General features: G+C 67.8%; 1 protein-coding gene. It reads left to right on the top strand.

Annotated features, from left to right (window positions below; genetic code table 11):
* The first annotated feature begins 2 nt into the window (after nucleotides 1–2).
* The gene (locus AC1RQF_RS21610) at nucleotides 3–14,762 is read left to right on the top strand and encodes an SDR family NAD(P)-dependent oxidoreductase (RefSeq protein ID WP_492872922.1); all 14,760 of its coding nucleotides are present in this window, start codon (nucleotides 3–5) and stop codon (nucleotides 14,760–14,762) included.

Below are 14,762 nucleotides of genomic sequence, written 5' to 3'. Positions count from 1 at the left end.
TCATGGCTAATTATCATCTCGACATCTTTGGGCAGGTCGCACGCAACCGTCTGCGGCGCGACGCAGCGTTGAACCTTCTGCGCCAGTACCGGCGTTCGGGTTGCATCGGCGGAACGGGAGAGGTTCACTGGTTGCACTCGCAACCACCGGACGCGGCAGGCCGCGAGAACGGCGGCGTACGCGCGGTGCTGTATTGCGGGTTGACCGGGCGCGAGTTTTTTCTCGCGGATCATTGCGTCGACGGGGTGCATGTGCTGCCCGCCGCCGCCTATTTCGAGTTCGTGCGCGCGGCGGTCCGACAGGCGGGCTTGGCCCATTCCGACCGTTTCGTGATGAAGCAAGTCAGTCTCGAACGGCCGCTCATGCTCGACCGTGACGGCGACGCCGACGATTGCCGTCTGCTCGTCGTGGAACTGCTGGCGGATGCGCGCGGCCGGATCGATTTCACGCTGGCATCGACGGCGTGCACGCTCGCCGAAATCACGCCGCGCCTCGACGCAACCCCGCACGCGGCGCTGGCCGCCGATGAGAAATTGGTCGTCCACTGTCGCGGCGTCTACCTGTCCGCGCCGGAGTCCGAGCCGGTCGCCGTCGGCGACGTGACGCACGAGATTGCGTCCAGCACGACCGTCTTCGACGCCGAACAAGTCTATCGCTTCCTGGCGGCGCGCGGTTTCGAATACGGTCCGCGGCAGCGCGCGCTGCAACGCGCCACGCTGCATTCGCCGGAATGCCTGTACGCGGATCTCGCGCTGCCGGTTCCGCTTGTGTCGAGTCTGCCGACCATGATGTTGCATCCGAGTCTGCTCGACGGCGCGTTACAGGCCGCCGCCGGCTTCTATCTGGCCGATGCGGCCGATATCGAGCCGGGGCTGCCGTTCGCCATCGACGAGATCGCCGTATGGAGGGTTGGCGAGCCGAGCATGCGGGCGCGCGTGACGCGCCGCACGACAGAGGTCGGTGCGGTCACGCGCCTCGACATTGAGTTATACGATGCGGACGGGCGGCTCTGCGCGGCCTTGAAGGGGCTGACTTCTCGCGTCGGGCGCATTCGAGCCCGGCACGGCAGCGGGTTGCTGCTTGCGCGTCCCGAGTGGCGTGCCGAGCCATTCGTGGTCGGAGCGCGAGCCGCACGGCAACCGGCGCCGTGCCGGATTTTGCTGGTCGGTGATCTTGGCAAGGTCGGCGAGGTCGATGCGCTCGCCGCGTCGCTACGGACACGCTGGCCCGCCGAGCTGGCGGGTCCGGAGATCGTCCGCATCGCGTTTGATCCGGTCTCGGCGCAAGACGACCCGATCGAAAGCAGCTTGCGCCTGAAGCACTGCTTGCAGGACTGGTCCGCCATCCCCTGTCGAGAATCCGAACTGTGGCTGGTGGCAATGGACGACGCCTCGCCACTCGCACGCAGCATGCATGCGATGCTGAAATGCATCGCAGCCGAGGATCCTCGCCGTGCCACGCGGCTCGTGTCGTGTACCGCACGCGCCGACGTGAATGAGATCGCGGGCGCGCTCGTCGACGAGGCGCGTGCGGACGACGATGTCGACTGCGTGCGCTACGCGGGCGTCCGTGAGGTGAAGCGCTGGGTTTCAGTCGCCGCCGAGGCAAACGCACCAATGCATGGGTGGCGTGATGGCGGCCGCTATTTGATCAGCGGCGGCACGGGCCATCTTGGCCTTGCATTCGCGCAGGACATCGCCGCGTCGGTTACCGGGGCGTGTATTTTCCTGCTCGGCCGACACGGGCCCGACGCGCTCGATGCGCGGCAGCAGACGCGCCTGCGCGAAATCGCCGCCGCCGGTGCTCGGGTGATGCACTGCCGCGCCGACGTCGCCGACGCCGAGGCGGTGGCCGAGACCATCGCGCGAATCGAGCGTGAGCATGGGCCGTTGCACGGCGTATTGCACGCGGCGGGCGTGGCCGACGACGGCTTGCTCGTGAACAAGAGCGACGATACGTGGCGACGCGTGATGCGACCGAAAGTGCTCGGCGCCGCGAACCTCGATTGCGCGACGCGGCACATGCCGCTCGACTGTTTCGTGCTGTTTTCGTCCGGCAGCGCGGTGTTCGGCAACGTCGGACAGAGTGACTACGCGGCGGCGAATGCCTATCTGGCCGGCTACGCGCGATGGCGGCAAGCCGAGGTCGGGATCGGCGCCGCGCATGGTCGCTCGCTCTGTCTCCACTGGCCGCTCTGGGATGGGGGCATGGCTGCCGGGATCGCCGATCCGCAACGCCTGTATCACGCCACGGGCATGCGCCCCATGGACGCCGTGCTCGGCATCGAGGCGTTTCGCCGCGCGCTCGCCACGCCATGCACCGAATTGCTCGTGGCGGCGGGCGATCTCGACCGGCTCAAGCGGTACCTGACCGGCGTCGCCGATACGGATGCCGCCGGGGCCGACGAAGCCGCAGCCCCACCCGCGCCGGATCTGTCGCAAGTCGATTCGGAGGCGTTGCACGGCGCGGCCGTGCGTCTGCTGCGGCGGGTTGTCGGTGGCGTGTTGAAACTCCAGGTCGAGCAGATGCGGGCCGACCAGCCGCTCGATCAATATGGCATCGACTCGGTCGACATGATGAAGGCGACGCGCGAACTCGAAGAGACGTTCGGAACGTTGCCGAAGACCCTGTTCTTCCAGTATCCATCCATTAACGAGCTGGCCGGGCATTTCGCCGAGCACCACGCCGAGGCGCTGGCCGCGACAGGGACGCCCGTCGCGCCTGCATCGGGCCCGCGCGCGACGCAGGTCCCCATGACGCAGCCGATCTCCCATCCGGCGGAGATGCCGCGCCCGACGCCAGGCGTCGTCGACGCGTCCTGCGTGTCGGGCGATGCCGCGCGCGCGGATATCGCGATCATCGGGCTGTCCGGCCGCTATCCGCAAGCGGCCGATGTCGTCGAGTTCTGGGACAATCTCGCGGAAGGCGTCGACGCGATTCGCGAGATTCCACCGGAACGCTGGGACTGGCGCTCGTTTTATCGCGAAGACGGCAGCCGTCGCCCGGGCACGCACGCGAGCCGGTGGGGCGGCTTCATCGACGGCGTCGACGAATTTGATCCGCTTTTCTTCAGCATTTCGCCGAGCGAGGCGGAAATCATGGACCCGCAAGAACGCCTGTTCTTGCAGCATGCGTGGGCCGCGCTGGAAGATGCCGGTTATTCGCGTGGCCGCCTCGCGCGTGCGCGACGCGAGCGCGAGGCGGCGGGCGACGAGGCCCGCATGGACGAGATCGGGGTCTACGTCGGCGTGATGTACAGCGAATACCTCCAGTGTGCCGACAACGATCCGGAACGGCTTGTGGGCAGCAGCTACGCGAGTATCGCCAATCGCGTGTCCTATGCGCTCGATCTGCGCGGCCCGAGTCTCGCGATCGACACGATGTGCTCCAGCTCGCTGACCTGCCTGCATCTGGCTTGCCGCGAGCTGGCCTCGGGCGGCATCGGCATGGCGCTCGTCGGCGGTGTCAACCTTAACCTGCATCCGAACAAATATCATCTGCTGAGCCAGGGTCGCTTCGTGTCGCCGCGAGGCCGCTGTCACAGCTTCGGCGCGGATGGCGACGGTTACGTGCCGTCGGAGGGCGTCGGCGTGGTGTGTGTGAAGCGGCTCGCCGACGCGGAGCGCGATGGCGATCCGATCTACGCAGTGATCCGCGGCAGCGCGATCAATCATGGCGGCAAGAGCCAAGGCTATAGCGTGCCGCAGCCGCGACGCCAGCAGGACGTGATTCGCCAGGCGCTGACGCAAGCACAAGTCAACGCGCGCTCGGTCAGCTACGTCGAGGCGCATGGGACGGGCACCGCGCTCGGGGATCCGATCGAGATCGCCGGCATCGCCGGCGCGTTCTCACGCGATACGGCCGATACGCAGTTCTGCGCGATCGGCTCCGTCAAGTCGAGCGTGGGCCATTGCGAGGCGGCTGCCGGCATGGCTGCGCTAACCAAGGTGATCGGCCAGATGCGCGCCGGCGAACTGTTCCCGTCACTGCACGCGCAACGGTTGAATCCGAATATCGATTTCGCGGCGAGCCCGTTCGTGGTGGTACGCGATCGGCAGCCATGGAAGGGTGCGACGGGCTCCCGGATCGCAGCCGTTTCATCGTTCGGCGCAGGCGGCTCGAACGCGCATTTCGTGCTGGGCGATTACGCGCGGCCGGCCGATGACGCGATCGATGGCGAGGACGGAGGTATTTGCCTCGTGCCGCTCTCGGCCCGCACGCAGGAGCGATTGGCGGAGCAGGCACGCGCGCTGGCCGCCTATCTGTCCGACTGCGCGCGGCCGGGGGCGGGCGGGCGCCACTGGCGGCATCCGCCCGCCGGGCTCGCGAACATCGCCTATACGTTGCAGACGGGGCGCGAGCCGTGGGAGGCGCGCGTCGCATTCATTGCAACATCGCGCGACGAACTCCTCGCGCTGCTGAACGGCTATCTCGACGGCCGGCCCGATGCGCACAGCGTGTTTTCGGGCACGCGCGCGAACGGTAACCGGCTGCTGCCGCTGTTGGGCATGGATCAGGACAGCCATGCGCTCATCGATACCTGGTTCGCGAAGCGCAAGTATGCGGAACTTCTGACCGTGTGGGTCGAGGGCGTCGATTTCGACTGGGAGCGCTTGTATGCCAGCGACGGTGCAGGCGGGCGCCGACCGCGACGTGTCAATCTGCCGACCTATCCGTTCGCGCGCGAACGCTACTGGCTGCCGACGCCGGACGTCGAGGCGCCGCGTGCCGAGCCGAACCGCAAGGCCATGACGAACCTGACGACGACACCGCGAGTCGGCTACCGTGTGGCAGTGTGGGAGCGCCTGCCGATGGGCGCGGATGCGTCCCACGCCGTGACCGACGTCTTGCTGTGCGGTTGGGATGCGGCCGAGGCGCAGCGGTTCGCGGCCCACTGGCCGGCGCATCGCTGCCGGATCGTCGGATCCGCTGCGGATACCGATGCCATCGACGGCGCGTTCACGCAGCTCGCGCTGGCGGTCTTCTCGGACCTGCAGGCGCGGCTCGCGACCGCGGCCGGCGCCAACGTACGCGCGCAACTGCTGGTGCCGCCCGGCGACCGCGGCCGGCTTCCGAGCGCGCTGGAGGCGATGCTGCGCAGCCTGATGCTCGAACATCCGACTTTCGCCGGCCAACTCGTGCAATGCGACGATGTGTCTTCGGACGCAGCATTGCGCGAGGCGGCCGGATTGGCCGCGCACCACCCGCGCGCGACGCTGGTCCGCTACCACGAGGGGGCGCTTTCGCAGCGCGTGTGGCGCGAGGCGGACGGCGACGAGCCCGGCGAGTCGCCGTGGCGCGAAGGGGGCGTCTACCTGATCACGGGCGGCGGTGGCGCGCTGGGCACCCTCCTGGCGCGGCAACTCGCGGGCGAACTGTCGTCCGCGACCCTGATCCTGACAGGCCGTCGCGCAGCCTCCGAGCTGACAGGCGCGCCGGTCGGCAGTTTGCTCGACACGCTGCGCGCGCAAGGCATTGCGATCGAATATCGTGCGGCCGACATCGCCGATCTCGCGGCCTGTGAGCAGCTCGTGGCCGACATCGTGCGCGAGCACGGGGCATTGAACGGCGTGTTCCATGCCGCCGGGGTGAGCCGAGATGGCGCCGCGTTGCGCAAGACGGCGCAGACCTTCCGCGAAGTGCTTGCGCCAAAGGTGGCGGGCACCGTGAATCTCGACTGCGCGACGCGCCATCTGCCACTCGATTTCCTTGTGCTGTACTCGTCGCTTTCGGGAGCGATGGGCAACGCGGGGCAGTGCGACTATGCAACGGCCAACGCTTTCCTGGACCGCTACGCCGCTCACCGCGCGGTACTTGCCGCGACGGGCGCGTGTCACGGCCGCACCGTATCGATCGGCTGGCCCTGGTGGGAAGGCGAGGGCATGGCTCCGGACGCGCATGCGGCGCGCGTGCTGCGTGAGACGGGCATGCTGCCGCTCGGCGCCGACGATGGCATGCGCGCGTTGAAACGCGTACTCGTGCATGGAGGCGAACACGTGCTCGTCGTCCATGGCGACGCCGCACGCATGCGCGCGGCCGCCGAGCAAGCGGAGGCCGCCGATGGTCCGACGGCCTCCGCGTCTGCCGGGCGTGGTTCGCGGAGTACGGCGCGCGACCGCGTCGGCCTCGACGAGCGCGTGACCGACCGGCTGCGCGAACTGCTTGGCCGGCTCTGCAAGCTGTCGCCGCAGCGCATCGATCCCCATGTCCGACTCGAGCAATACGGTATCGATTCGGTTCGCATCGTCCATTTTCAGCAGGCGCTCGGCGAGCCCTATCCGGGCATCAGCAGCGCGATGCTCTACGAGCACACGACAATCGCGAGCTTGGCTGCGCATCTGGTCGCGGCGTATCCGTCCCAAAGCCGCGCGTGGGCCGGCGAGCCCGAAGACCCGGCCGCGTCGCCGGTCGAGACGGCGCTCGATGGATACGGCAGCGACGCAGCGCAGGCATTGGCGCCCAACGTCAACGCGCGCACGATCGGCGACGACGCAGCGGGCCCGGACGACGAGGATCACATCGCGATCATTGGCATCGCGGGCCGCTATCCGAAGGCTGCGAACCTTGCCGAATACTGGCGCAATCTCGCGGGCGGCGTCGATTGTATCGGCGAGATTCCGCCCGAACGCTGGTCGCTCGAAGGTTTCTACGTCGCTGACAAGGACGAGGCGTCCCGCACCGGATGCAGCTATAGCAAATGGGGGGGATTCCTCGACGGTTTCGCGAACTTCGATCCGCAGTTCTTTTCGATCGCGCCGCGCGACGCGTATCTGATGGACCCGCAGGAACGCCTGTTCCTGGAATGCGCCTGGGAGGCGCTCGAGGATGCCGGCTACAGTCGCGAGATGCTCGTCGAGCGTCATCGCGCGCGCGCGGGCGTGTTCGTTGGCGCGACCAAAACAGGCTATGAGCTGTACGGACCGGAGTTCTGGCGTCAGGATAAGGTGTTCCTGCCGCGCACCTCGTTCGGCTCGATCGCGAACCGCGTCTCGTACTGCCTCGATCTGATGGGGCCGAGCCTCGCGATCGACACGATGTGCTCGAGTTCGCTCGTCGCAATCCACGAGGCTTGCGAACGGCTGCGTCGCGGCGACTGCGACATCGCGATCGCGGGCGGCGTCAACCTGTACTTGCATCCGGCCAACTATGTGGCGCTTTGTTCGGGCCACATGTTGTCGGCCGAAGGACGTTGCCGCAGTTTCGGCGCGGGCGCGGACGGCTTCGTACCCGGCGAGGGCGTGGGCGCCGTGATCCTCAAGCCGCTTGGTCAGGCGCGGCGCGACGGCGATGCGATCCATGCAGTCATCCGGGCGAGCGGCATCAACCATTCGGGCAAGACGCATGGCTACATGGTGCCGAGCCCCGCGTCGCAGCAAGCACTGATTCGCGACACGCTGGCGCGGGCGCGCTGCGATGCCGCATCGATCGGCTATCTGGAAGCGCATGGCACCGGGACCACACTGGGCGACCCGATAGAATTTCGTGGTCTCGTGCAGGCATTCGGCGGCGCACGCGCCGCCGGCGTGCACTGCGCGCTCGGATCCGTGAAGTCGAACATCGGGCATCTCGAGGCGGCGGCCGGCATGGCGGCGTTGACGAAGGTCGTCCTGCAGTTGCGTCACCGTAAGCTCGTGCCGACGCTGCACGCAGATTCGCTCAATCCGGAAATCGCGCTCGACGGCAGCGGCTTTTATTTGTCGGATACATTGCGAAACTGGATGCCGCAGCCGGGCTCGGATGCACAGCTGCGGGCGGGTATCTCGTCGTTCGGCGCGGGCGGCGTGAACGCGCATTTGATCGTCGAGCAGTATCGCGATGGCGACGAAGGCCCCGATCGCGGCGCTACACGACTGGATACAGCCACAGTCGAGGAGCCCGCCGTGTTCGTGCTGTCTGCCCGCAACACCGGGCGGCTCGATGCCTATCTGGATCGGGTGATCGCCTTCCTTGCGAACGGCGGCGGTCCGCTCGCGGATCTGTGCCGGATGATGCAAACAGGGCGCAGCGCCATGGCGGAGCGGTGCGCCGTCGTATGCCGGTCAACGGCGGAACTGCTCGATATCCTGCGCATGCACCGGCGCGGCGAGCGGGTCGAGGGCTTCCATCGCGCCCGTATCGACGGCACAGGCGTTGCCGCCGAGGCGCCCGCATTGGACGATCTGGACGCCTGCGCGCGCGCCTGGGTGTCCGGCGTCGACATCGACTGGCGCTCGCGACGGGCCGCGCGCCGAGCGCGGCAGGCACGCGCGATTGCGTTGCCGACTTACCCATTCCAGCCACGGCGATTCTGGCTCGATACGCTCGCGCCTGCGCTGGCGCTTGAGGTTGATTCGGAAGGCACGCCGGGCGGCGCGGGCGTGCCGATCATGAACGGCGGGGGGCCCACCGACGCCATCATGGGCAAAGCGCCGGCCCACCGGGTCGAGGTGGCCAGCGAGGCAGGCGATGCCACTTCCGTGCTTCCGCGCGCATCGCACGCGCCCACGCCGGCAGAAGGGACCAGCGCCGGCACGATCCGGCTGCCCGCGCCGAGCCGCTTCGTTGCGTCGAGCGAGGCGGCGTCGACCACGCCGATCACGCTCGCATCACCGTCCGAAGTCGTGCGAGCGCGGTCGGCGACGATGCCTGTCCCGCTCGACACGGGGGCGCGATGCGAACCCGTTGACGAGGCGCTTGTCGCGCGGTGCGATGACGTGCATCCCTCGCTGCACCACGTGGATCTGCCGGTCGGGCTCGATGCGGCGGATCTCGTGGCGCGGCTGACCGCGCTGTTCGAGCGTCCGACGTGGGGCGAGCCGTGCGATGCGGTGTTGCTGCACAGCCCCCGGGACGGATTGCGTCTCTCTCTCGTCGGTGTCCCGGATGACGCGCTTGCGCGGCTGGTCGACGCGATCGGGCAAGCGCCGTCCGTGGTGCTGGCCGCGCTCCATGGCGACGCGATCGATCTTGGTTGGGTGATCGGCGCCGCCTGCGATCTGATGATCGTTAACGCGGAGAGCCGCTACGGTTGCCCCTCGACATCGTCCGTCGTGGCCCGTGACCTGTTGCGCGCCCGCTTCGGTGCGCGGCCTGGCTCCGCCGCGATGTTGTCGGGCGAAGCGCGCACCGGCGCGGCGTGGCAGGCTACGAACCTCGGTCTGCATGCGGTGCCCGCGCTCGCCGTCGGCGAGCGGGCACGCGCGGCGATGGAGACGATCGTCACCGAAGGCGGCCGCGCGGCCGGTTTGCTGAAGGCGCACTGGCGCGGCACGTTCTTCGCCGAGGCGAACACGCTCGGCGCGCCGTCGTCATGGCCGGTGCTCGCGGAACCCGAACGCGAGCCGGCGCGCGCGGCGGCCGGTTCCGAGCGGCCGGTGCCGCTGCCGCACACCTGTATCGAGCTGACGCTCGACGATCTCGGCGTCGCGGTCGCGCGCATGTGTGACCCGGACACCAAGAATGCCTTCACGCCGGCGTTCGTCGCCGCGATGGAAGCCGTGATGACCTGGGCCGGCGAGACACCCGCATGCAAGGTGCTGATTCTGACCGGCTACGGTCACTACTTTGCGACGGGCGGCACCCGGCAAGGCATGCAGGCGATTCAGCAGGGCAACGCGACATTCACCGATGCGCGCCTGTACGAGCTGCCGCTGGCCTGCCCTGTGCCGGTGATCGCGGCGATGCAGGGACATGCGATTGGCGCCGGTTGGTCGATGGGGATGGTGTGCGATGCGGTGCTGTTTGCCGAGGAGAGCGTCTATCACAGCCCGTACTTGTCATATGGCTTCACGCCCGGCGCGGGCTCCACGCTCGTGTTTCCAATGCGGCTCGGTCTCGATTTGGGCCGAGAAATCCTGTTCGGGGCACAACCCTACAAGGGACGGGCGTTGCGTGAACGGTTGCCCGGCCTGTCGGTCGTGCCGCGCGGCGAGGTGCTCGCTCAAGCGCGCCGGTTGGCCGCGCAGTGGGCCATGCGACGGACACGCGACGCGCTGATACGCGACAAGGGGCGTCGTCTCGCGGCACTCGCCCAGGCATTGCCCGCGATGATTCGCAAGGAACTCGACATGCACGAACTGACGTTTCGTCACAATCCCGACGTAGCGCGGTTGATCGACCGTGCGTACGGCTTCGCTTCCACCGCGGATGCGGATACCGATGCCGGCTCGCGGTGTGCTCCCGGGCAGGATCTGATAACCCTGTTGAAATCGACGCTGGCCACGGAAATTCAGATGTCTTCCGACGAGCTCGACGATCAAGCGAGTTTTGTCGATCTCGGCCTCGATTCGGTCACTGCCGTGACCTGGACCCGCACGCTCGGCCGCGCATTGCGGGTTGAACTGACGCCCGCGCACGTATATCAGTATCCGAGCATCGCGAAGCTGCTCGCGTATTTGCGCGAGGCCACGGCCGGCTCCGCGTCGGAGGTCGCGCCGGTCACGGCGCAGGTGCAGCCCCAACCCGCGACGGTCGGCGCGATTGCCGAAGTCGTCAGGTGCACGCTCGCGGCCGAACTTCAGCTCGACGAACAGGCGATCGACGCACAGGCGAGCTTCGTCGATCTCGGACTCGACTCCGTGACCGCGGTGATCTGGGCGCGCAAGCTGCATGAGCAGCTGTCCGTCGCACTGTCGCCGACGCAGCTATACCAGTATCCCAACCTGGCCGCGCTATGCGCGTATCTCGGCGGCGAAAATACCGCAAACGCCGCGGAAAAGACGGGCGAGGGCGTCGCGCCGACGCACACCGGCTTGAGCGTATCGGTGCGCGCGATGGCGGACGGTCGCGCACCGGTTCGACTGCCGCGCGTTGACGAGGAACGGCCGACGGCACCGGTCGATCGGGACAGCGTCGCGCATAGCCTCGCACACGAACTTCAGCTCGACGTGACGGAGATCGATCCTCGGACGAGCTTCGTCGACATGGGGCTCGATTCGGTGACGGCAATCACCTGGTCGAAAGCACTGACGGTGGCGCATGGCGTCGAGGTCCGCCCGACTGACCTGTACCGGTATCCCACCCTCGACGCGCTCGTGGTTCATCTGTCGCGCGCGCCCCGAATCGCGCCCGTGCGGGCGGCAACGTCCGCCTCGATGACCGAGGGTCCGGCCGGGTCGCCTGTCACGCGCGGCCAGCGCGGTCCTGCGGCGGCGCCGCCCCCCATGCCGGCCGCGCCGCTTCGCGACGCATCGCGCGAACGTGTCGACATCGCGATCATCGGGATGGCCGGCCGCTTCCCGGGCGCGGCTGATCTCGACGCATTCTGGCGCAACCTCGTAGAGGGACGCGACAGCATCGTCGAGGTGCCGCCGCACCGCTGGTCGCTCGATCGCTATTACGATCCCAATCCACAGTCAAAGGGCAAGACCTATAGCCGCTGGATCGGCCTGCTCGACGATGCCGACGCGTTCGATGCCGAGTTCTTCGGTATTTCGCCGCGCGAGGCGGAGCATATGGATCCGCAGCAGCGCGTGTTCATGGAGAACTGCTGGCACGCGATTGAACACGCGGGCTACAACCCGTTCAATCTCGCGACACGGCGCACGGGTCTGTTCGTCGGTTGCGCGGCCGGCGACTACGCCGATCTCGGCCAACGCGATGAGGCCAACGCACAATCGTTCATGGGAGGGGCGAGTTCGATCCTGTCGGCGCGCATGCCGTATTTCCTCAATCTCGACGGTCCATGCCTCGCCATCGACACCGCGTGTTCGTCGGCGCTCGTCGCGGTCAACGAGGCCTGCAACAGCCTGTTGCTCGGCAACTGCGACTTCGCGATCGCCGGCGGCGTGTGCGTGATGGCCGGTCCGACCCTGCACATCCTGTCGAGCAAGGCCGGCATGCTATCGCCGACCGGCCGCTGCCGCACCTTCGACGAGGCAGCTGACGGCTTCGTCCCGGGCGAGGGCGTCGGGACCGTACTGTTGCGCCGGCTCGACGACGCGCTCGCCGCCGGCGATACGATCCACGGCGTGATTCGAGGCTGGGGCATCAACCAGGACGGCCGCACGAACGGCATCACCGCGCCGAATCCGGATGCGCAACGGCGGCTCGCGACCGGGATCTACCGACGCTTCGGCATCGATCCGAAGCGGATCACGTTGGCCGAGGCGCACGGCACGGGCACTCGGCTCGGCGACCCGATCGAGGTGCGCGCGTTGACCGACGCGTTTCACGAGTTCGACGTCGGCAACGCCTACTGCGCGATCGGTTCGGTCAAGAGCAACGTCGGACACCTGGCGCTCGCGGCGGGAATCGCGGGACTCCTCAAGGTGGTTCTGAGTCTGCGGCACAGAACGATCCCGCCGACGCTCCATTGCGACACGGTCAACGAGCATATCGACTTCGCGCGTTCGCCGTTCCATGTGCCGCGCGTCGCGCAGGCCTGGTCCGCAGCCGACGGGGAACCCCGGATGGCTTGCGTCAGCTCGTTCGGCTTCAGCGGGACCAACGCCCACCTGGTCGTCGAAGAAGCGCATGCGGTTGCGCCGCCTGCGATCGGCGACCAATCCGCACGCGAGCATCTCGTCGTCTTGTCGGCCCGGCGGCCCGAGTCGCTACGGGCCGCCGCGAAGCGACTGCGCGACGCGCTTGCGGCGCAAGACGCCGCCGGTTCGGCTCCCCGCCTGATCGACGTTGCCTACACGCTTCAGACCGGGCGCGCCACATTCCGGCATCGTCTCGCGATTGTCGCGTCGTCGCTTGACGGCCTGATCGAGCGGCTGGATGGCTGGCTCGCGAGCGGCCCCGATGATCAGGCAGGCGTCCACGACGGCACGGCGCCGACATCTCACTCGGCCGAACACTCGGCGCGCGTCGCTCAGGCGCTGGCCGACGGCGATCCGCGCGCGGCGGCGGCGCTCTGGGTCGTGGGTGGCGAGGCGGGTGGCGAGACGCGCGCATTCGATGGACTGTCGCCACGCCGGATCGCGTTGCCGGGCTACGTGTTCGTGACGTCGCGTTACTGGGTCGGCGGCGCACCGCTTGCGGCCGGCGCGCCGCGCCCGGCCGCATCAGAATCGCAGGCGACATCGATCGCACGCGGCTCGGGCAAGCGAATCGCCGTGGTCGGCGCTGGTCCCGCGGGGCTGGTGATGGCGAAATCGCTGCTCGAGGAGGGACATCGGCCGGACGTATTCGAAAGGCAGGCCGATCTCGGTGGCGTCTGGCTGTTGCGTGCCGAGAACAAGCGCGCGGGAGCCTACCGCAAGACGCGCTTTCAGACGTCGAAGTACACGAGCGCGTTCTCCGATTTCGATGGAGCGCCGATCGACGCGCACTTCCACGGCGTCGCCGACATTCATCGCTATCTACGCGATTACGCCGAGCGCTTCGGTGTAACGGCGCGTATCCGTTATCGCACCGAGGTCAGCCGGATCGAACCGCACGGAGATCAATGGCACGTCACCACGGTGTGCGACGGCGCATCGCGGACCGATGTCTACGACGGCGTTGCGCTGTGCCAGGGGCTCTACTGGAAGCCGTGGCGCCCTGAGTTCGCCGGCCTCGATACATTCCGCGGCACGATCCTGCATTCGGCCGAATATGTCGACGAGGCTTGCCTTAAGGGTAAGCGCGTGCTCGTCGTCGGCAACGGGATCAGCGGCATGGACATCGCCGAGGAGGCCACGCAGAGCGCGAGCCAGGTGTTCTGGGTCATGCGCCGGCCGAAATTCATCATGCCGCGCATGACGGGTTTCGTGCCGAACGATTTCCAGTCGCCTGCGAACCTGCTCGCCAACGTCGATCCGGCTCAGATCATGGAGCGCGTGCGCCATTCGATGCCCGAGTATTTCCGACGGTACCAGGAAAGCGGCCTGCTGCCCGACGCCGACGACTTCCGTCGGCAGCCGGTCGTGCAGATCAACGACGGCATCGTTGCGCTCGTCGCGAGCGGTCGTGTCGAGGCGGTGATCGACGAGATCGAGGCGTTCGACACGCACGGCTGCCGGTTCCGGAGCGGGCGCCGCATCGAGGTCGACGCCGTCGTGTTCTGCACCGGCTACCAGATCGACGAACGGTTCGATTACCTGCCGGGTGTATCGATGCGCGCCGACTTCGCGATGGGGATCTTCCACCGCGAACGACCGAGTCTCGTCTCGACATCGTGCCCGCTGCCGGTCGCGTATTCCGGCACGTTCTTCTTTCCAGAAATGGTGGCGCGTTGGTATGCGCGCGTGATGTCGGGCCGTTCGGAACTGGCCGCCAGCGAACTCGACTACCGCCTCGACCCGCGCCACGCCGCGATCAACGGACCGATCGCCAACGTGGTGTTTGGGCTGCGGCTCGGCTTGCTGCCCGATCCGGCGCGCGAATTCCGGGCGTTCTGGCAGCTTTTGAATCTGCCTCCGTTCCCGCCGATCTACCGGCTGCGCGGCGAGCATTCGGATCCCGACGCGCCCGCGCGCCTGCAGGCGCTGAACCGCCGCAATCTGACGAGTGGCAAAGCAGACGCGGCGCTCGACGTGGTCCGCTACCGTCTGCTCGCCGGGCTCGGCGATGCGACGTTGCGCGACTTGCTCGCGTGCGGCGAGATCGATGACAACGATTACCGCAACGCCGGCCGGCACGCGGCCGATGCGATCACGCTCGACTGGAGGCGGCAATACATCCTGCGCGATGACGATGTGGCGCAGGCCCGGAGAGAACCTGCGGCGCGATCGGAGCGCGCGCCGCACCCGGGCAGCCCGGCGTGGAACGACTACCAGACGCTGCTGGCTCGACTGAGGGCCGGGGAACTGGACATGGAAGGCGTGTTGCACGCCTTGACGAAACAGGACGACTGA

It is taken from the genome of Burkholderia sp. GW821-FHT14F03, assembly GCF_058803765.1.
Note: the sequence above shows the minus strand (reverse complement) of the source record. Positions and strands in the feature narration are given on the sequence as shown.